This is a genomic window from Streptomyces roseifaciens, from assembly GCF_001445655.1.
Taxonomy (GTDB): Bacteria; Actinomycetota; Actinomycetes; order Streptomycetales; family Streptomycetaceae; genus Streptomyces; species Streptomyces aureoversilis.
Window position 1 is genome coordinate 2,099,605 of sequence record NZ_LNBE01000004.1, and the last position, 19,869, is coordinate 2,119,473.

Here is a 19,869-nt window from a genome sequence, read left to right on the forward strand (position 1 = left end):
GCGGCACCGCCGCCTACCGTGAAATCGAACGCAAAGATTTGGCCAGTGGGCGATGGGCCCACAGGTTGGGAGTGACAGGGGATGACGGCCGGTAATAACGGCACGGGTACGCCGGAGAACGACGACCCGTTCGCGCACCTGTACCGCTCGGAGGGCGGCGAGGGGCCTCACGACAACGCCCCGGCCGCGCCGCAGCCGGGCGTCCCCCGCACTTCGTACAACCAGGTACGGACGGTCGGTTCACGCCAGTACGGCCCGCGCCAGCCGCAGTCGCAGCCGCAGCCGCCGCACGCTCAGCAGCCGTCGCCGCACTATGCGGCGCCGGAGACCCTGCCGGGCGGCCTCCCGCGGCAGCCGGCGTCCCACGGCGGCCACGGTGGTCACGGCGGCGGCTCCCGGCCGAAGCGGACCGGCCTGCTGGTGGCGGCCATAGCCGTCGTCGCGGTGGTGGCGGGCGGCATCGCGGTGGCGATGCTGAACAACAGCGGCACGAGTGACGACACGAACACTCAGGCGTCCTCCGGGGGCGACCAGAAGCAGTCGCAGGACGAGGACAAGAAGAAGCCGTCCAAGGACCCGGAGAAGAAGAAGGAGCCGGACAACCCGTCGGCGGTCGGGAAGCTCAAGCGGGATGCGTCGAGCCTGAGGCTGGTCGGCAGCGCCGCCACGTCGCATGAGGTGCACGGAGCCAAGGCCGAGAACGGTGCGTACGTAGGCATCAATCAGGTGGGTGCCGGCATCGAGTGGGAGGTGGACGTCCCCAGCGGTGGCGACTACCGGCTGTACGCCACCTACGGAGTGCCCGGCACGGACAACGACCTTTCGGTCGCCACCAATGGCGCCACGGCCTCCTATCCCATAAAGATGAAGAACTTCGGCAATGCCAAGCCCGGTGAGTGGGTGAACTTCTGGGTGAACTCCTGGACCCAGGTCACGCTCAAGCCGGGCAAGAACACCATCAAGATGTCCTGCGAGCAGGGCAACAAGTGCGACGTGCACATCGACCAGGTCTGGCTGCAGCCCGGCGGCGCGTGACCTCACCCGGAGACGGTCCGGAGGAATCCCGCGACCGTCTCCGTCATCGCAGCCCGCGCAGGGGTCAGGTACTTGCGCGGGTCCGTGGTGGAGGGGTGGGCTTCCAGGAAGGCGCGGATCGCGCCTGTGCAGGCCTTGTTCAGGGCCGTGCCCACGTTGATTTTCGTCATTCCGGCGGCGACCGCCCGGCGGAGTTCCGTGTCCGGGACGCCCGACGAGCCGTGGAGGACCAGGGGGACGGGGACGGCGGCCCGTAGGGACGCGATCAGGGCGTGGTCCAGGGTCGCCGTGCGTTCCGTCATTGCGTGGGCGCTGCCCACCGCCACGGCCAGGGCGTCGACGCCTGTATCCGCCACGTAGGCCGCCGCTTCCGCCGGGTCAGTGCGTACGCCCGGGGTGTGCGCGTCGCCCGCCTTTCCGCCTACGCGGCCCAGTTCCGCCTCCACCCAGATGTCGCGTTCGTGGCCCCAACGGGCCGCTTCCGCCGTTGCTTTGACGTTGTCTCCGTAAGGGAGTTTCGAGGCGTCGAACATCACCGAGCTGAAGCCGTGGGCGTGCGCCTGGCGCAGGAGCGCCTCGTTCTCCACGTGGTCCAGGTGGAGGGACAGGCGCGCCGACGAGGCGGTCGCCACCGCCGCCGTCGCGGCGGCGATGGGGCCCAGTCGTCCCCCGTGGAATTTGACGGCGTTCTCCGAGATCTGCAGAACCGCGGGGCGGTTCGCGGCTTCCGCGCCGGCCGCGATGGCTTCGGCGTGTTCGACCGTGATGACGTTGAAAGCGCACAGGGCGCGGCCTGCGGTGATGAGTTCCCTGGTGTGGACGAGTGGCATGGCCGGTGGTCCTTCCGTCGGGGCGCCCCCTCGGGGGCGGGTTCAGGCCGCCGTGACCTTCACGTGCGGCAGCACGTCCTCGTACGTCGCGGGGTCGAATTCGCCTGCCGTGGGGGCCTTTACGGTGGCCGCGGCCAGGGCCACGGCCCGGGTCAGGCGGTCCGGCCAGGGGAGGCCCTCGACGAGCGCCGACAGGAGGCCGGCCGCGGCGGAGTCGCCGGCGCCGGTCGGGTTGCCGGTGAGGCGGTGGGGCGGGGCCGCGTGCCAGCGGCCGTCGGGGGTCACGGCGAGCACGCCCTCCGGGCCGAGCGTCGCGGCGATGGCGTGGGCGCCGCGGCGGCGGGCGTCCAGGGCCGCGCGGAGGGGCTCCGTGGAGCCGGTGAGGGCCGCGAGTTCGGCCGTGTTGGGGGTGACCAGGTCGGGGCGGGCGGCGATGCCGCGGCGCAGCGGTTCGCCGCTGGTGTCCAGCAGGACGGGGACGCGGGCGGCGCGCGCCTGCCGGATGAGATGGGCATACGCCCCGACCGGTACGCCCGGCGGCAGGCTCCCGCACAGGGCGACGGCGCGGGCCTCGCGCAGCAGGCGCGTGTAGGTGTCCGTGAACGCCGCCCACTCCTCGGCGGTGACGTCCGGTCCGGTCTCGTTGAGCTGGGTGGTGTCGCCGGTGGAGGCGTCCACGACGGCGACCGTGCGGCGCGTGGTGCCGAGGATGGGGACGAGGGAGTCGACGAGCTCCGCCCCGCCGCCGGGGGCGCCCTCGGCGAGGTGGCGGCGCAGGGTCTCGCCCGTCGTGCCGCCCGCGAAGCCCGTGACCACCGTGGTGTGGCCGAGGGCGGCGAGGACGCGGGCCACGTTGACGCCCTTGCCGCCGGGCCGTTCGGCGGCGGCCGTGACGTGGTGCGACGCGTGCGGCTGCAGCCGCGGGACGCGATAGGTCAGATCGAGCGCTGCGTTGAGCGTGACCGTGAGGATCACCGGCGTCTCCCTCCCTTGACCAATGAACCGGACCGTCGACCGCGAGCGATCATGCCAAAACAGCGGCGGCAGGCCCAGACCTCGGGACCGCCGCCGCTGTTCCGGCCGGAGTGCGGCCGTGCGTCAAGGGCGGGAGAAATCAGTGCACTTAGGGCCTGACCACCCATTCGCCCTTGCGCATGACGCCCACCAGGTCGTACGAGGCGTCGAAAACGACCAGATCCGCATCCTTGCCGGGCTCCAGGGAGCCGACCCGGTCGGCCACGCCCAGCAGCCGCGCCGGGTTCGCCGAGAGGGCCCGTACCGCCTGGCCCACCGTCAGCTTGTCGATCGTCACCGCGCGCTTGAACGCCGTGTCCAGGGTCAGCGTCGAGCCCGCGATCGAACCCGCCGTCGGGCCGTCGGCGATCCGGGCCACGCCGTCCTTGACCTCGACGCTCATCGGGCCGAGCGGGTACATGCCGTCGCTCATGCCGGCCGCGCCCATCGCGTCGGTGATGAACGCGACCCGGTCCGCGCCGGCGCGGGCGAACGCCAGCTCCAGGACGGCGGGGTGCAGGTGCGTGCCGTCGTTGATCAGCTCGACGGTGACCCGCTCGTCCTCCAGGAGCGCCGCGATCGGGCCGGGGGCGCGGTGCAGAAGGCCCGGCATCGCGTTGAAGAGGTGGGTGGCGACGGTCGCGCCCGCCTCGATGGCCTCCAGGGTCGCCTCGTAGGACGAGTCCGTGTGGCCGACGGCGGCGACGACGCCGTGCTCGGCGAGCAGCCGGACGGAGTCGAGGCCGCCCGCCAGCTCCGGGGCCAGCGTCATCATGCGGGCCGCGCCGCGCGCCGCGTCGACCAGCTTGCGGACGTCCGCCGGCTGCGGGTCGCGCAGCAGCTCCGGCTGGTGGGCGCCGCAGCGGTGCGGGGAGATGAACGGGCCCTCGAAGTGGATGCCCGCCAGGTCGCCCTGCTCGGTCAGCTCGGAGAGGACGGCCGCCTGCCGGGCGAGGTCGTCCAGGTCGCCGGTGACGGTGGAGGCGACCATGGTCGTGGTGCCGTGCGCGCGGTGCGTACGGATCGCGGTCAGGGCCTCCTCGGGGTCGCCCGCCGAGAAGGACGCGCCGCCGCCGCCGTGGACGTGCATGTCCACGAAGCCGGGGACGATCCAGTGGCCCGAGAGGTCGAGCGTGGCCTGCTCGCCGCTCTCGTTCGCGGCGATCCGCCGGCCCTCGACCGTCACCCGCCCGTCCTCGACCACGCCGGTCGGCAGCACCACGCGGGCGCCGGCGAGAACCGTTCGTTCGACCATCAGGCGGAAACCTCCGTGAGGTGGGTGGTGAGCAGGTCCCAGGCGAGCAGGCCCGCGCCCAGGCAGCCGGCGGCGTCGCCGAGGGCCGCCGGGACGATGCGGGGGAGCTGCTGGAAGGTGATGCGCTCCGCGATCGCCGCGCGCAGCGGGGCGAAGAGGGTCTCGCCGGCCTCGGCGAGGCCGCCGCCGACGATCAGCGTGCGCGGGTCCAGCAGGGTGTGGGCGACGACGAGGCCGTCCGCGAGGGCGTCGACGGCCTCCTGCCAGACGGCGCGGGCGCGCGGGTCGCCGGCGTCGACGGCGCGCGCGCAGTCCGCGGCGTCGGCCTCCGGGTCGCCGCTCGCCTCCGCCCAGGCGCGGCTGACCGCGGCGGCGGACGCGAGGGTCTCCAGGCAGCCGCGGCCGCCGCAGCCGCACGGCCGGGCATCCGGGCCGGGGTGTACGCGGACGTGGCCGATCTCGCCCGCGCCGCCGTGGGCGCCGGCCTCGATGCGGCCCTCGACGCCGATGGCGCCGGCGATGCCGGTGCCGAGGGCGACGAACAGGAAGCGGTCCGTGCCCTCGCCCGCGCCGATGCGGCCCTCGGCGAGGCCGCCGGTACGGACGTCGTGGCCGAGGGCCACGGGGGTGCCGCCCAGGCGGCGGCTCAGCAGATCGCGCAGGGGGACGTCGCGCCAGCCGAGGTTGGCGGCGTAGACGGCCGTGCCGGTGCCGGCGTCCACGATGCCGGGCACGGCGATGCCCGCCGCGGCCGCGGGCTCGCCGAAGGCGGCCTCGCCGGTGGCCGCGAGCTCGGCGGCGAAGTCCAGGATGCCGGTTATGACGGCGTCCGGGCCCCGGTCGCGGCCGGTCGGGCGGCGGGCCTCGTGCAGCAGTTCGTGGTCCGGGCCGATCAGGGCGGCCTTGATGGCGGTGCCGCCTACGTCGAGCGCGATGACGTGTCTCACGGGGACAGTGTCGCGTGTCCGCACACGAAAGGTCTAGTCCACTCGCCCGTGGGTGGGTGTTTCCCCGCCTCCGGCGGGGTCCCCGTGCCCGCCCGCCCACCCACGAGGCGGAACGCGATGACGTTCGCGCCGGGCCGCGTGAATCCGCCGCGGCGGCGGGGAGGGCCCGCCCGGCGGTCAGGGCGGGCCAAGGCCGGTCAGTCGTTCAGGATTACGCTTCTTGTCAGGTTTTTCGGGGTGTCCGGGTTCAGGTTGCGGGACTCCGCCACCGCCACCGCCAGGCGTTGGGCGCGGATCAGGTCCGCCATCGGGTCCAGGCGGGTGCCGTCCGCCACGAGGGTGCCGCCCGTGCGGGAGATGTCCGTCTCCAGGCCCGCCGGGGCGGTGCCCAGGAGCCAGGCCACGCGGCCCGGGGCCGTGATCGCCATCGGGCCGTGGCGGTACTCCATCGCCGGGTACGCCTCCGTCCACGCGCCCGCCGCCTCCCGCATCTTCAGTGCCGCCTCCTGCGCGAGGCCGTACGTCCAGCCTGCGCCCAGGAAGGTCCACTGACCGGCGGACAGCACCTCGGGAGGCAGCGGGTCCTTCAGCGCCGTCTCCGCGTCCGTCGCCGCCTCTGCCATCCCCTTCACCCCCGCCGGCAGCGCGCCGCTCGCCTCCAGGCCCGCCCGCAGGTACGCCAGCGCCGTCGTCGCGAAGCGGGTCTGGACCACCGATTCCTCGTCCGCCCAGTCCAGCACCGCGGCCTCGTCGGCCGCGCGCACCACCGGCGACGCCGGGTCGGCGGTCAGGGCGAAGACTTCCCAGCGCTCGCGCACCTCCTCGATCAGGTCGAGCACCTCCGTCGTCGTCCCCGACCGCGTGATCACCACGAGCCGGTCGTACGTGCGCATCACCGGGAACTCCGACGCCGGGAAGGCGTCCGTCTCCCCCTGCCCCGACGCCTCCCGCAGCGCCGCGTACGCCTGGGCCATGAACCACGAGGTGCCGCAGCCGGTCACGGCCACCCGCTCCCCGGGGCGTGGAAGGCCCGTCGCGCGCGCCGAGGCCCCGGCCCCGGCCCCGGCCGCGGCCTCGGTCGCGCGCCGCCAGCAGGCGGGCTGAGTGGTGATCTCCGCAGAGGTGAGAGAGGGGGTGAGAGAGGGCTCGGACATGCGCTTTCTTCTCCTTCCACCGGTGATCTCCGTGCATAGCAGCCCCCGCCCCGCGCGGGAAGGGCGATACCGAAGCGAAACCGGAGTCGGCTGGACCGTATGGTGACCCGCGGGGGAAACTCACGGTTCTCACGGTCTTCAGCGGACGCTCAGGACGATCACAAACCACGAAGGTGGGAAGCAGTAGTGCAGCGGCGGCGGTTCTTGGGTCTGACGGCGGCAGGTGCCGCCACGGCGGCGTTGGCGCCCGCGCTGACAGCGTGCGGGAGCGACAGTGGCTCCGGCAGCAAGACGCTGCGCGTCGTCGCGGCCGACTACGGTGACAGCGAGGCGAACGGCTCCCAGAAGTACTGGGACGCCCTCGCCCGCGCCTTCGAGGCCGAGAACAAGGGCGTCAAGGTCGACGTCTCGGTCCTGAGCTGGACCGAGGTCGACAAGAAGGTCGCCGAGATGGTCGCGGCCGGCAAGGCCCCGGACATCGCGCAGATCGGCGCGTACGCCGACTTCGCCGCCGCCGGCAAGCTCTACAGCGCCGACCAGCTGCTGACCATCCCCACCCAGGCCGACATCATCGCCCCGATCGCCCGCGCGGGCGAGGTGGCCCGCGTGCAGTACGGCCTGCCGTTCGTCTCCAGCACCCGGCTGCTCTTCTACAACAAGACCCTCTTCGCCAAGGCCGGCATAGCCAAGGCCCCCGAGAGCTGGGACGAGCTTCAGGCCGCGGCCAAGAAGCTCCAGGCCGCGGGGGTCAAGGTTCCCTACGGGCTGCCGCTCGGTCCCGAGGAGGCGCCCGCCGAGACCATGATGTGGATGCTCAGCGGCGGCAGCGGCTACACCGACCACAACGGTACGTACACCATCAACTCCGACGAGAACGTCAAGACGTTCGAGTGGCTGCGCGACGAGCTCGTCGGCAAGGGCCTCACCGGCTCCCTCGACCCCTCCCGCACCAACCGCCAGAACGTCTTCGACGCCTTCTGCCGCGGTGAGGTCGGCATGCTCAACGGCCACCCCACGCTGATGAAGCAGGCCGAGGCCAAGGGCATCAAGTACGGGACCGCGCCGCTGCCGGGCAAGTCCGGCAAGGCCAAGGCCACCATGGGCGTCGCCGACTGGATCATGGCGTTCAAGGCGAGCGGCCACCGCGAGGAGATCGGCCGCTTCCTCGACTTCGTCTACACCACCAAGAACGTCCTCGGCTTCACCAACCAGTACGACCTGCTGCCGGTGACCACCAGCGCCTCCGAGAAGATGGCCGGCGACAGCGGCAAGAAGCACCTCAAGCCGTTCCTGGAGCAGCTGGAGAACGCCGAGTTCTACCCCGTCGACAAGACCTCCTGGGCGAAGGTCAGCAAGGCCTTCAAGGAGAAGATCGGCTCGGTGGTCGTCAAGGGCGGCGACCCCGCGAGCGTCCTCGGCGAGATCCAGCGCGAGGCCGACGCCACGGAGCTGGCCGGCAACGGCAAGTAGGCTGGGCGGCGTGAGCGACGAACAGCCCGGCGAGGCCTCCGAGGGGGACCTCCCCGAGCAGGCGCTCCCGGAGCGCGGGCTCTCCGAGCTCGACCTCGCCGTGCTCGCCCTGGAACGCCGGGCCTTCTCCGGGCCCGGCGCCAAGGAGCGCGCCGTGCGGGAGCGGCTCGGCATGACGCCGACCCGCTACTACCAGCTGCTCAACGCCCTCCTGGACGACCCGCGGGCCCTCGCCCACGATCCGGTCACCGTCAACCGGCTGCGGCGCATCCGGGACGCCCGCCGCGAACGCCGGTAGCCGGCGGTGCCCAGCCAGTAGGGTCGGCCCCATGGGCAGCCCCTCCCTCCCCGTCCCCGTCACCCCCGCCGGCTGCGAAGGGCTCGCCGCCCTGCTGGCCGGTCCGCAACGCGCGGTCGTCGCGCTCGACTTCGACGGGACGCTCGCCGAGATCGTCCCCGACCCCGAGCAGGCCCGGGCGCACCCGGGCGCCGTGCCCGCGCTGGCGCGGCTCGCCCCCCGGCTCGGCTCGGTCGCCGTGATCACCGGTCGCCCGGCCGGGGTCGCGGTGCGCTACGGCGGCTTCGCCGGGGCCGCGGGCCTGGAGCGCCTCGTGGTCCTCGGGCAGTACGGCGCCGAGCGCTGGGACGCGGCGACCGGCGCCGTGACCGCCGACGCCCCGCCCCCCGGCGTCGCGGCAGCCCGCGCGGAGCTGCCGGGGATCGTGGCGGGCTCGGGCTTCGGCCGGGGTGCCTGGATCGAGGACAAGGGCCGGGCCCTCGCCGTCCACACCCGGCGCACCGCCCACCCGCAAGCCGCCTTCGACGCCCTGCGCGAGCCCCTGTCCGCCCTCGCCGAGCGGCACGGGCTGATCGTCGAGCCCGGCAGGCTCGTCCTGGAACTGCGGCCGCCGGGCGTCGACAAGGGCGCCGCCCTCGCCTCGTACGTGCGCGAGAGCGGCGCGGGCGCTGTCCTCTACGCCGGTGACGACCTCGGCGACCTGGCCGCCTTCGCGGCCGTGGAGAAGCTGCGCTCCGAGGGCCTCCCGGGCCTGCTGGTGTGCAGCGGAAGCTCCGAGGTCGCCGAGCTCGCGGACCGCGCCGACCTGGTCGTCGACGGCCCGGGCGGAGTCGTGGAGCTGCTCACGGCCCTCGCCGCCCGCCTCGGCCCCGCGGCGGAGTGACCCGCTCGTCCGGCCGTCGTCCGCTCAGCCGTCGTCGTCCGGGAGGCTCGTCGTCCCGCCCTTGGCGGGCTTGCCCGGGACGCCGAGGACGTCGAGCGCCGTCGTCCAGTCGCGTGCGACGGCCTGCTGGGCCTTGACCAGGTCGGCCTTGCCCGAGCAGACGGCGTCCTTGAGCCTGGTCTCCACCACGTCCTTGGGGTTGCCGGCGCCCTTCACCGCCTTGCGGCCGGGGGAGGGCGGCACGACCCACAGGTTGCGCGGGTCGTTGGGGTCGCCCCCGAGCTGCAGGCCGATCAGGTGGGTGTACTCGGCGTCGCCCAGCGGCCCCTTGTAGCCGTACGCGGCGGCGTTGGCGGTCTTCTGGCGGCTGGTGATGTTCGTGGGCGGCCGGATGCCGGCGGTGTAGCCGCTGCGGCAGATCGTCGTCTTGAGCGTGTCCCGGGTGACCTTCGGGTTGGTCGCGCCGGGGGTGCACGCGGGGTCGGGGAGCGGCTCCTTGGCCGGGGTGAAGCGGTAGTGGCAGCTGCCGGCGGCGGGCTGCTGCTGGACGGCGTAGGACGGCTGCGGCCCGGGGCCGACCGGTATGGATCCGCTCGGCGGGGGTGGGGTCGGGGAACCGGCCGGCGCCGAACGGGCCGGTGCCGAGCCGGCCGGTGCCGAGCCTGCGGGTGCCGAGCGGGCGGGCGGCGAACCGGTGCGCGGCGTGCCCGAGGGCGCGCCGCCGGAGGCGGCGGAGGAGGCCGACGGATTGGCCGACGAGTTGGACGACGGGTTGGCCGACGGGTTCGCCGATGGGTCGGACGGCGCCGCGGAGGAGCCCTTCGCCCCCTTGGCCTGCTTGCTGTCGTCGTCGTTCTTGGCGGAGTCCGAGGAGCAGCCGGCGACCGCGGTCAGGGCGGCGGCGCACGCCGTGGCAAGCACGGCCCAACGTGGGACATTTGACATGCGCCATGGCTACCCGTGCCCGGATGCGGGCAGCCCGGGGCGCCGAAGCGCAGGCCGCTCAGACGGGGTCCGGAGGTGTGCGGCCCGCACTCCGGCTCACAGCGCCTGCAGCTGGTCCGTGAACCACCGGGCCGGCGGCAGCGCCGTCGCCGCCGCGGCCAGCCGCTTGGTGCGCTCCGCCCGCTCCCCGGGGTCCATCAGCAGCGCCAGGTGCAGCGCGCGGGCGGTGGCCTCCACGTCGTACGGGTTGACGGTGATCGCCTCGTCGCCCAGCTCGGCCGCCGCCCCGGCCTCGCGCGAGAGCACCAGCGCGCAGCCGTGGTCGGAGACCACCGGCACCTCCTTGGCGACGAGGTTCATCCCGTCCCGGATGGGGTTGACCAGGGCCACGTCCGCGAGCCGGTACGCGGCCAGCGAGCGTGCGAAGTCGTCCTTGACGTGCAGGGCGACCGGCTCCCAGCCCTCCGTGCCGAAGTCGGCGTTGATCCCGCGCGCGACCCGCTCCACCTGGGCGGTGTAGTCGCGGTAGACGGCGAGGTCCTGGCGGGAGGGGTAGGCGAAGGCGACGTGCACGACCTTGCCGCGCCACTGCGGGTGGTCCTCCAGCAGCAGCCGGTACGCGTACAGCCCGCGCACGATGTTCTTGGACAGCTCCGTGCGGTCCACGCGCACGATCGCCCTGCGGCCCGGGCCGATCTGCGCCCTGAGTGCCGCCATGCGCTCCTCGACGTCCGCCCGGTGCGCCCGCTCGCGCAGGAAGTCCCCGTCGGCGCCGAGGCCGTGCACGCCCAGCCGCGTCGTCCGCCCCTCGAAGCGCACCTCGGCGGCGCGCCCCTCGCCGTCCCGCACGACCTCCGCGCCCAGCACGTCCGCGCAGCACGCGGCGAACGCCTCGGCCCAGCGCCGGGTCAGGAAGCCGGCCCGGTCGCCGCCGAGCACGCCCTGCAGCAGCTGCCCGGCCACGTCGTCCGGCAGCATCCGGAAGTAGTCCGGCGGGGCCCAGGGGGTGTGCGAGAAGTGGCCGATGCGCAGGTCTGGGCGGCGCGCCCGGAGCAGGCCCGGCACGAGCGCCAGGTGGTAGTCCTGGACGAGCACCGCGGCGCCCTGCGCGGCCTCCTCGGCGACGGCGTCCGCGAACGCCGCGTTGTACTCCTCGTAGGCCGCCCACTGCGTCCGGAACTCCCGGTCGAAGGAGGGCTCCAGGGGCGTCTGGTAGAGCATGTGGTGCACGAACCACAGCACGGAGTTGGCGATGCCGTTGTACGCGGCGGCGAAGGTGTCCGGCGGGATGTCGAGCATCCGCACGTGGTGGCCGCCGGTGTCGTCCGTGGGGAGTCTTCGGCCGGCGGCGCGGGCCGCCTCGCGGTCGCCCTCGCCCAGGGCCGCGCACACCCACACCGCGGCCCCGCCCTCGGCGTCGCGCTGTATCGAGCTGAGCCCGGAGACCAGCCCGCCGCCGCCGCGCCCGGCCACGAGGGTGCCGTCCTCGCTGCGCCGGTACGAGACCGGGCCGCGGTTGGAGGCGACGACGATCGGCGCGGCGGCGATCGATGCGGTGTGCACGTGCTCAGCGACCATGTGGCCAGCCTTGCCGCGGGAAGAACCGCTCAAACGTACGCTTACGCGGCGTGCCGCTGCGCGTACTCGGGTATTCCGGCCATCGGCGGCCGCTCCTCCGTGTCCACCGCGTACGTCCGCGGAACGAAGCCCTCCGAGGTCCGTTCGAACTGCGTCAGCGCAGGTCGCACCAGGTGCCCCCGGGCCAGCCGGAGCTGCGCGGTGCGGTAGATGGCGGCGGCCATCCGGCCCAGCGCCCGCCCGTCCTGGTGGCGGTGCTTGCGCACGCCCACGTCCACCTGGGCCAGCGCCCCCAGCCCGACCGTGTGCAGCGCGTCCACCAGAAGGCCCAGCTCCACGCCGTAGCCGACGGGGAACGGCAGCTGCTCCAGGAGCGAGCGGCGGGCCGCGTACTCGCCGCCGAGCGGCTGCACGAAACCGGCCAGCTGCGGCCAGTGCAGATTCAGCAGGGGACGGGCCACGAGCTCGGTCACCCGGCCGCCCTGGCCGACGGCCTCGCCCAGCGGGCGGTCGTACATCGCCTTGACGAAGTGCACGCCCGGGTCGGTCAGCAGCGGGCCCACGATCCCCGACACGAAGTCCGCCGAGAACTCGCGCAGGTCGGCGTCCACGAAGCAGACGATGTCGCCGGTCGTCGCCAGCAGGGAGCGCCACAGCACCTCGCCCTTGCCCGGCAGCGCAGGCAGGCTCGGCAGCACCTCGTCCCGGTGCACCACGCGCGCGCCGGCCGCCGCGGCGACCTCCGCCGTACGGTCCGTGGAGCCCGAGTCGATCACCACCAGCTCGTCCACCAGCGGCACCGCGTCCGACATCAGCTCGCGGCGGATCGTCGCCACGATGGTGCCGACCGTCGGCTCCTCGTTCAGCGCCGGCAGGACGACGCTCACCGTGGTGCCGGAGGCCCGTTTGGCGGCCAGAAGCATGTCGAGCGGACGATCAGCAGCGGACCAGGACCGCTCGGCCAGCCAGCGCTCCACCTCTTCCAGCACGTGTACGACTCCCTGTCTCACGGACGTTCTGCGACGCGTTCTGTGACGCATCTCGCGGTGCGGACGCCCCTCTCAACGGGCCGTCCCTTCCGTTACAGTCTTGAACAACGCGGACCGCCGTCCTATGTCGGGGGTCGCCGCGTGCACAAACGCCTGGGCCCTGCCCAGCGCCATACCGCTCATCCAGAGGGGCAGAGGGACACGGCCCGTTGAAGCCCCGGCAACCCTCCAGCCGGTCTCATCGCATATGCGGCGAGGCTCCCGGCGGGGAAGGTGCCAATTCCGTCTCGTGGCGACGTACGCCGCGAGGAAGATGAGGAGAAAGGGCCTCGCCTCCATGGCTGTGCAGTCTGTTGAACCCTCTACCACTTCTGTGGACCTCGGACCCGCCGCGGCACTCTCCTGCCGCGAGTGCGGAGAGCGCTTCGACCTCGGTCCCATCTTCGCCTGCGCCCTGTGCTTCGGTCCCCTCGAAGTCGCCTACGAACTGCCCGCCGACGGCTCGGAGGCCCTGCGCAAGCGGATCGAGGACGGCCCCGCGAACATCTGGCGCTACGCCCCCCTGCTGCCCGTCCCCGCCGACGTCGCGGACAAGCCCAGCCTCAACCCCGGCCTCACCAAGCTCGTCAAGGCCGACAACCTCGCCCGCGAGCTGGGCGTGACGGGCGGCCTGTACGTCAAGGACGACTCCGGCAACCCGACGCACTCCTTCAAGGACCGGGTCGTGGCCATCGCGGTCGAGGCCGCCCGCGCCTTCGGCTTCACCACGCTGTCGTGCTCCTCGACCGGGAACCTGGCGGGTGCGGTCGGGGCCGCGGCCGCCCGGGCCGGGTTCAAGTCGTGCGTCTTCATCCCGCACGACCTGGAGGCCGGGAAGGTCGTCATGGCCGCGGTGTACGGCGGCGACCTCGTCGGCATCGAAGGCACGTACGACGACGTCAACCGCTTCTGCAGCGAACTGATCGGCGACCCGCTGGGGGAGGGCTGGGGCTTCGTCAACGTCAACCTCCGGCCGTACTACGGCGAAGGGTCGAAGACGCTCGCCTACGAGATCTGTGAGCAGCTGGGCTGGCGGCTGCCGGACCAGATCGTCGTGCCGATCGCCTCGGGCTCACAGCTCACGAAGATCGACAAGGGGCTCAAGGAGCTCGTCGCGCTGGGGCTGGTCGAGGACCGCCCGTACAAGATCTTCGGAGCGCAGGCGGAGGGCTGCTCGCCGGTCGCGCGCGCCTTCAAGGACGGGCACGACGTGGTGCGGCCGGTGAAGCCGGACACGATCGCGAAGTCCCTCGCCATCGGCAACCCGGCCGACGGGCCGTACGTGCTGGACATTGCGCGGCGGACGGGTGGGGCGGTCGAGGACGTGAGCGATCCGGAGATCGTCGATGCGATCCGGCTGCTCGCCCGGACGGAGGGGATCTTTGCCGAGACGGCGGGTGGGGTGACGGTGGGGGTGACGCGGAAGCTGATCGAGAGTGGGCTGCTCGACCCCTCCCTCACGACCGTCGTGCTCAATACGGGCGACGGGCTCAAGACGCTCGACGCCGTTGCGGCGGGGCCGACCGTGACGATCCGGCCGTCGTTGGCGGCGTTCCGCGACGCGGGGCTTGCTGCCGTCTGACGCCTGCGGGCCGTTGTGCCCACCCTCCCCCAAACTTCGTCCGGGGGTGCCCCCAGCCCTGCGGAAGGCCTGCCCACAACTTGTTCTCGAAGGAGCTCCTCCCATGAGCGTCACCGTTCGTATCCCCACCATCCTGCGCACCTACACCGGCGGGAAGGCCGAGGTCTCCGCCGAAGGTGCGACCCTCGCCGATGTGCTCCGGTCCCTGGAGGAGAACCACGCCGGCATCGCCGCCCGTGTGCTCGACGACGCCGGCAAGCTGCGCCGGTTCGTCAACGTCTACGTCAACGACGACGACGTCCGCTTCGAGCAGGGGCTGCAGACGCCCACCCCCGACGGCTCCGCCGTCTCCGTCATCCCCGCCGTCGCGGGCGGCTGAGGTTTCACAGGGTTCCTCCGTTATTGCCGCACGACGTCCCCGGAATCGCCCCGTCCGTGAAGCGGACGGGGCGATTCCGCCTGTTGAGCGCGATACAGTTGGGGCGATCCCCGCCCGGCGTCAGTGCCGAACGCATATGAGAACCCGTCAAGTTGTGCGCGAAGTGTGTGCACGAAATGCCGGGTTGGTTGCGTTATACCCGGCCCGACTTGCCCTGAAATACCCGGAGTTCAGTCGATTTCCTCGATCGGCCATGCCCGGAATTCTCGTCCGAGTGACCTGTTGCAGACGGCATCCGTGCAGATACATTCAGCCGCGGTCGACGCGTTCCGGCGCACACCCACTGGGCTGCCAGGGGGTGAGGTCTGACCCGGGTCCGCGAAGTGCGGTCCTGCGCAAGGGCCAGTAATAGGGGAGTTAGGCATGGCTCAGGGCACCGTCAAGTGGTTCAACGCGGAGAAGGGCTACGGCTTCATCGCGGTCGACGGTGGTGCGGATGTATTCGTCCACTACAGCGCGATTCAGATGGACGGTTACCGCACCCTCGAGGAGGGTCAGCGGGTCGAGTTCGAGATCTCGCAGGGCCAGAAGGGGCCGCAGGCGGACATGGTGAAGCTGCAGCAGGTCTGATCGCGGCGCATCGACCACCGGCTCGCTCGGTTTGCAGAGGGGCCCGCACCCGACGGGGTGCGGGCCCCTCGCGCGTGTGCGGGGCGCGTGGGGTGGGTACGGCTGCCTGGGGCCCCTGCTCCCGGCGCCCCGTGGGCGTGACCGTCCCCCGAGGCGCTTGCACTCTCCCTGGTCGAGTGCTAATCATTGGGCTTAGCACTCTCCGAGTGAGAGTGACAGATTTGGACCGTCGGTGAGGTCCGTGGGCCAGGCGGGGCAAGGAACCGCAGGGTACGCAGGCCGTCCGTCGCGGGCGCCAGTGCGGTCCGGAGCAGTCTCCACCCCGTCCTGGGAGGACCACTTCACATGGCCAAGATCATCGCGTTCGACGAGGAGGCACGGCGCGGTCTCGAGCGCGGGATGAACCAGCTCGCCGACGCCGTCAAGGTCACCCTCGGCCCCAAGGGCCGCAACGTCGTCCTCGAGAAGAAGTGGGGCGCCCCCACGATCACCAACGATGGTGTCTCCATCGCCAAGGAGATCGAGCTCGAGGACCCGTACGAGAAGATCGGCGCCGAGCTGGTCAAGGAGGTCGCGAAGAAGACGGACGACGTCGCCGGTGACGGCACGACGACCGCGACCGTCCTGGCCCAGGCCCTGGTCCGCGAGGGCCTGCGCAACGTCGCCGCGGGTGCCAACCCGATGGCGCTGAAGCGCGGTATCGAGAAGGCCGTCGAGGCCGTCTCCGGTGCCCTGCTCGAGCAGGCCAAGGACGTGGAGACCAAGGAGCAGATCGCCTCCACCGCCTCCATCTCCGCCGCCGACACCCAGATCGGCGAGCTCATCGCCGAGGCCATGGACAAGGTCGGCAAGGAAGGCGTCATCACCGTCGAGGAGTCCCAGACCTTCGGTCTGGAGCTGGAGCTCACCGAGGGTATGCGCTTCGACAAGGGCTACATCTCGGCGTACTTCGCCACCGACATGGAGCGTATGGAGGCGTCCCTCGACGACCCGTACATCCTGATCGTCAACTCCAAGATCGGCTCGGTCAAGGACCTGCTGCCGCTCCTGGAGAAGGTCATGCAGTCCGGCAAGCCGCTGCTGATCATCGCCGAGGACGTCGAGGGCGAGGCCCTGTCCACGCTCGTCGTGAACAAGATCCGCGGCACCTTCAAGTCCGTCGCCGTCAAGGCCCCGGGCTTCGGCGACCGCCGCAAGGCCATGCTCGGTGACATCGCCATCCTCACCGGTGGCACCGTCATCTCCGAGGAGGTCGGCCTCAAGCTGGAGAACGCCGGTCTCGACCTGCTCGGCCGCGCCCGCAAGGTCGTCATCACCAAGGACGAGACGACCATCGTCGACGGTGCCGGTGACAGCGACCAGGTCCAGGGCCGCGTCAACCAGATCCGCGCCGAGATCGAGAACAGCGACTCGGACTACGACCGCGAGAAGCTCCAGGAGCGCCTCGCGAAGCTGGCCGGCGGCGTGGCCGTCATCAAGGCCGGTGCCGCGACCGAGGTCGAGCTCAAGGAGCGCAAGCACCGCATCGAGGACGCCGTTCGCAACGCGAAGGCGGCCGTCGAGGAGGGCATCGTCGCCGGTGGTGGCGTGGCCCTGCTGCAGGCCTCCCAGGTGTTCGAGAAGCTGGAGCTCGAGGGCGACGAGGCCACCGGTGCCGCCGCCGTCAAGCTGGCCCTGGAGGCCCCGCTCAAGCAGATCGCGGTCAACGCCGGTCTCGAGGGCGGCGTCGTCGTGGAGAAGGTGCGCAACCTGACCCCGGGCCACGGTCTCAACGCCGCCACGGGCGAGTACGTCGACCTGGTCGCCGAGGGCATCATCGACCCGGCCAAGGTCACCCGCTCCGCCCTGCAGAACGCCGCGTCCATCGCTGCGCTCTTCCTCACCACCGAGGCCGTCATCGCCGACAAGCCGGAGAAGGCCGCCGCGGCCGCTCCGGGCGGCATGCCGGGCGGTGACATGGACTTCTGATCCTGACGGATCACTTGTCCTGAACGCTGTACGCCGAGGGCGGCACTCCCTGCGAAGGGGGTGCCGCCCTCGGGCGTACCGCCTTTGCCCTCAGTCGCCGGACGGGCTTCTTTCCCCACCGGCGTTCAGCTCGCGCAGCGACTCGCGGCTCAGGCCGAACGCGTACGTCGCCACGAACCCCGCCGCGTAGCCCACCAGCAGGCCCGCCCCGTAGACCGCCACCGCCCGGACCGGGCCGTGGCCGCCCTGCAGCAGCGGGAACAGGGCCCAGCCCGACGGGCCGATGGCCGTCGAGCCGACCGTGTCGCCCAGCTGCCCCAGCAGTCCCACGAACGCTCCTCCGAACGCGCCGCCGATGCAGGCGGTGACGAACGGGCGGCCCAGCGGCAGGGAGACGCCGTAGATCAAAGGCTCGCCGATGCCCAGGAGCCCGGCCGGCATTGCGAACCGGATCGTCCGGCGCACCGAGGTGTTGTGCGACAGGCGGACGTAGAGGGCGAGGGCCGCGCCCACCTGGCCGGCGCCCGCCATCGCGAGGATCGGCAGCAGCACCGTGTGGCCCTGCTGCTGGATCAGGGTCGTGTGGATGGGGATGAGGGCCTGGTGCAGGCCCAGCATCACCAGCGGCAGGAACAGCCCGCCGAGGACGAAGCCCGCCGCCGCCCCGCCGTTCGCGAGCAGCCAGTCGGCGAAGTGCCCGATGGCCGTGGCGACCTCGCCCGCCGCGTACATCAGCCCGTACAGCGTGACCAGGCCCGCGACCAGGACCGTCACCGTCGGGGTGACCAGCACGTCCAGGGCCTCGGGGACGCGGCGCCGGCACCACCGTTCGACGTGCGCGGCGAGCAGGGCCGCGGCCAGCGCACCGAGCACCCCGCCCTGGCCGGGTACGAGCTTCTCGCCGAACGCGGTCACCCGGTCCACGCCGGGGAAGACGATGATCGCCGCGACGGCCCCGCCCAGGACGGGGGTGCCGCCGAACTCCTTCGCCGTGTTGTAGCCGACGAAGACCGCGATCAGGGACATGAAGCCCGACGCGCACGCGGTCAGCGCGGGGGCCAGCGCGGGCAGCCAGTGGAGGTTGGCGAGCAGCCCGGCCAGGCCCGCCACGATGCCGCAGCCGATCAGGGCGGGGATCAGCGGGACGAAGATCTGGGCGATCCGGCGCAGGAACTCCTTGGCCGGGGTGGCGTTGCGGGCCTTGCGCTCGGCCCGGAGCGCCGCGCCGCGCTCGGCCAGCGTCTCCGCGGTGACGGCCTCTCCGGTGACGGCCTCTCCGGTGACCGCCTCCCCGGTGACGGTCTCTCCGGTGACCGTTTCTGCGGTGACCGCTGCCGCGGTGGCCGCCTCCACGTGCCGCGCGAGCTCCGGCGCGACCTTGGCCACCGCGCCCGGACCGAGCACGATCTGGAGGGCCGCGCCGTCCTCGACGATGCCCAGCACCCCCGGAAGGGCCCGCAGTTCGCCGCGCCGGACGGCCGACGGGTCCCGGACGGTCACCCGCAGCCGCGTCATGCAGTTCGTGACGGAGGTGAGGTTGCCGACGCCGCCGAGGAGGGGCAGGAGCGCGGCCGCCGTGCCGGCGCCGCGGCCGCGCTCCCCTCTCGGGCCGTCGTCCGGCGCGTCCGGAGGGTCCGGTGCCATGGTGCGGCTACCCATGTGCCGTTTGGAGGGCCGTGCGCAGGTGACCGCCCGACTCGTCCAGGAGGCGCGCGGCCGTGCGCCCGTCGACTCCGCCGAGGACGACGAGGATGGCGTGCTTCACCTCGCCGCCGGTCTCCGTCAGGGCGGCCTCTATCTCCTGCTCGGAGGCGCCCGTGGCCAGGGCGACGATCTGCCGGGAGCGGGCACGCAGCTTGTCGTTGGTGGCCCGCACGTCGACCATCAGGTTCCCGTACGTCTTGCCGAGCCGGATCATGGTGATCGTCGAGAGCATGTTGAGGACGAGCTTCTGGGCGGTGCCGGCCTTCAGCCGGGTCGAGCCGGTGAGCAGCTCGGGGCCGACGACGACCTCGATGGCGTGGTCGGCCGCCCGGCCGAGGGGCGAACCGGCGTTGCAGGACACGCCGATGGTCAGCGCCCCGGCGGCGCGGGCGTGCTCGACGGCCCCGACCGCGTAGGGGGTGCGGCCGGACGCGGAGATGCCGACGACGGTGTCGGCCGGGCCGACACCGAGGGCGGCCAGGTCGCCCGCGGCCAGCTCCAGGCTGTCCTCGGCGCCTTCGACGGCGGTGACGAGCGCCGTCGCGCCGCCCGCGATCACGCCCATGACCTGCGAGGGGTCGGTGTTGAAGGTCGGCGGGCACTCGCTGGCGTCGAGCACGCCGAGGCGGCCGGCGGTGCCCGCGCCCGCGTAGACGAGCCGGCCGCCGCGGGCCATCCGGGCGGCGGTGGCGTCGATGGCGGCGGCGATCTCGGGCAGCCGGGCCGCGACGGCGGCGGGGACGCCGGCGTCCTCGCCGTTCATGATCCTGGCGATGTCGAGGGTGGGCAGCCGGTCGATGTCCGCGAGGTCGGGGCGGAAGGCCTCGGTGGTGAGGGCGGCGAGCTCGCTGCGGAGGGCGCTGCGCGCCCGCGATGCCGGGTCCGGCGAGGCGCCGGACGGTGCGGAGGCGCCCGGCGGGGCGGGGGTGCCGGATGCCGTGGCCGGGCCGGACGGCGTGGCTGGGCCGGATGGCGTGGACGAGCCTGTCCGCGCGGGCGCCTCCGCGCCGGACGTCGCGGGAGCGCCCGGCCCGGCGGCCGTGCCGGACGGCACCGGCGGGTCGGACGGCGCGGGGGAAGCGGCCGCGGCTGCGGCTGATGCGGATGACGAAGCAGAAGAAGAGGCCATGGGCGGACGGCTCTTTCCTTGCGTGCCGGGCGGGCCGGCT

18 protein-coding genes and 1 riboswitch are annotated in these 19,869 nt (G+C 72.8%); of the genes, 8 read left to right on the forward strand and 10 right to left on the reverse strand.

Translation table 11 applies throughout. The features are described from left to right. Positions 1-81: 81 nt before the first annotated feature. Positions 82-1,035 (forward strand): carbohydrate-binding protein, encoded by a 954-nt coding sequence (locus tag AS857_RS26685; protein WP_058045761.1) that lies wholly within the window; start codon positions 82-84, stop codon positions 1,033-1,035. Positions 1,036-1,037: 2 nt separating this feature from the next. Here AS857_RS26685 and AS857_RS26690 read toward each other — a convergent pair whose 3' ends face one another. From AS857_RS26690 to AS857_RS26710, 5 genes are all read right to left on the reverse strand, one after another. Next, positions 1,038-1,865 (reverse strand): class II fructose-bisphosphate aldolase, encoded by an 828-nt coding sequence (locus tag AS857_RS26690; RefSeq protein WP_058045762.1) that lies wholly within the window; start codon positions 1,863-1,865, stop codon positions 1,038-1,040. 42 nt (positions 1,866-1,907) lie between these two features. Further along, positions 1,908-2,840: a 1-phosphofructokinase family hexose kinase gene (locus tag AS857_RS26695; protein WP_058045763.1), complete on the reverse strand. Its 933-nt coding sequence runs from the start codon at positions 2,838-2,840 to the stop codon at positions 1,908-1,910. A 148-nt stretch (positions 2,841-2,988) separates the two neighbouring features. After that, positions 2,989-4,134: an N-acetylglucosamine-6-phosphate deacetylase gene (gene nagA, locus AS857_RS26700; RefSeq protein WP_058045764.1), complete on the reverse strand. Its 1,146-nt coding sequence runs from the start codon at positions 4,132-4,134 to the stop codon at positions 2,989-2,991. Continuing rightward, positions 4,134-5,081, reverse strand: a complete 948-nt coding sequence (locus tag AS857_RS26705) for an ROK family protein (protein WP_058045765.1) — start codon at positions 5,079-5,081, stop codon at positions 4,134-4,136. Before AS857_RS26705 ends, nagA begins: the two co-directional genes overlap by 1 nt. 197 nt (positions 5,082-5,278) lie before the next feature. Continuing rightward, the gene (locus AS857_RS26710) at positions 5,279-6,235 is read right to left on the reverse strand and encodes an SIS domain-containing protein (RefSeq protein ID WP_058045766.1); all 957 of its coding nucleotides are present in this window, start codon (positions 6,233-6,235) and stop codon (positions 5,279-5,281) included. Between the two features lie 186 nt (positions 6,236-6,421). On the opposite strand from AS857_RS26710, the gene AS857_RS26715 reads away from it, so the two are divergent. From AS857_RS26715 to otsB, 3 genes are all read left to right on the forward strand, one after another. Next, on the forward strand, positions 6,422-7,705 hold the full coding sequence (locus tag AS857_RS26715; RefSeq protein WP_058045767.1) for an extracellular solute-binding protein: 1,284 nt from the start codon (positions 6,422-6,424) through the stop codon (positions 7,703-7,705). Positions 7,706-7,805: 100 nt separating this feature from the next. Beyond that, entirely contained in the window at positions 7,806-8,003 is a 198-nt protein-coding gene (locus AS857_RS26720) for a DUF3263 domain-containing protein (RefSeq protein WP_245700666.1), read from the forward strand. 31 nt (positions 8,004-8,034) lie between these two features. After that, positions 8,035-8,886 (forward strand): trehalose-phosphatase, encoded by an 852-nt coding sequence (otsB, locus tag AS857_RS26725; RefSeq protein ID WP_058045769.1) that lies wholly within the window; start codon positions 8,035-8,037, stop codon positions 8,884-8,886. 24 nt (positions 8,887-8,910) lie between these two features. On the opposite strand, the gene AS857_RS41640 is transcribed toward otsB, so the two are convergent. From AS857_RS41640 to AS857_RS26740, 3 genes are all read right to left on the reverse strand, one after another. After that, on the reverse strand, positions 8,911-9,831 hold the full coding sequence (locus tag AS857_RS41640) for a hypothetical protein (protein ID WP_058045770.1): 921 nt from the start codon (positions 9,829-9,831) through the stop codon (positions 8,911-8,913). A 96-nt stretch (positions 9,832-9,927) separates the two neighbouring features. Then, positions 9,928-11,409 (reverse strand): alpha,alpha-trehalose-phosphate synthase (UDP-forming), encoded by a 1,482-nt coding sequence (locus AS857_RS26735; protein WP_058045771.1) that lies wholly within the window; start codon positions 11,407-11,409, stop codon positions 9,928-9,930. Between the two features lie 41 nt (positions 11,410-11,450). Beyond that, entirely contained in the window at positions 11,451-12,398 is a 948-nt protein-coding gene (locus AS857_RS26740) for a glucosyl-3-phosphoglycerate synthase (protein ID WP_058045772.1), read from the reverse strand. Positions 12,399-12,574: 176 nt separating this feature from the next. Beyond that, positions 12,575-12,718: riboswitch (SAM riboswitch) on the forward strand. A 17-nt stretch (positions 12,719-12,735) separates the two neighbouring features. Here AS857_RS26740 and thrC point away from each other — a divergent pair. The 4 genes from thrC (at position 12,736) to groL (ending at position 16,996) form a co-directional block, all read left to right on the forward strand. Further along, the gene (thrC, locus tag AS857_RS26750; RefSeq protein ID WP_058045774.1) at positions 12,736-14,019 is read left to right on the forward strand and encodes a threonine synthase; all 1,284 of its coding nucleotides are present in this window, start codon (positions 12,736-12,738) and stop codon (positions 14,017-14,019) included. A 103-nt stretch (positions 14,020-14,122) separates the two neighbouring features. Next, complete coding sequence (locus tag AS857_RS26755; protein ID WP_058045775.1) at positions 14,123-14,398, forward strand: ubiquitin-like small modifier protein 1; 276 nt, start codon at positions 14,123-14,125, stop codon at positions 14,396-14,398. Positions 14,399-14,821: 423 nt separating this feature from the next. After that, positions 14,822-15,028: a cold-shock protein gene (locus tag AS857_RS26760; protein ID WP_030367227.1), complete on the forward strand. Its 207-nt coding sequence runs from the start codon at positions 14,822-14,824 to the stop codon at positions 15,026-15,028. Between the two features lie 345 nt (positions 15,029-15,373). Next, positions 15,374-16,996: a chaperonin GroEL gene (gene groL / locus AS857_RS26765; RefSeq protein ID WP_058045776.1), complete on the forward strand. Its 1,623-nt coding sequence runs from the start codon at positions 15,374-15,376 to the stop codon at positions 16,994-16,996. Between the two features lie 90 nt (positions 16,997-17,086). Here groL and AS857_RS26770 read toward each other — a convergent pair whose 3' ends face one another. Further along, complete coding sequence (locus AS857_RS26770) at positions 17,087-18,640, reverse strand: PTS transporter subunit EIIC (RefSeq protein WP_079110646.1); 1,554 nt, start codon at positions 18,638-18,640, stop codon at positions 17,087-17,089. 7 nt (positions 18,641-18,647) lie between these two features. Continuing rightward, positions 18,648-19,829 (reverse strand): N-acetylmuramic acid 6-phosphate etherase, encoded by a 1,182-nt coding sequence (gene murQ, locus AS857_RS26775; protein ID WP_245700526.1) that lies wholly within the window; start codon positions 19,827-19,829, stop codon positions 18,648-18,650. Between the last annotated feature and the right edge of the window lie 40 nt (positions 19,830-19,869).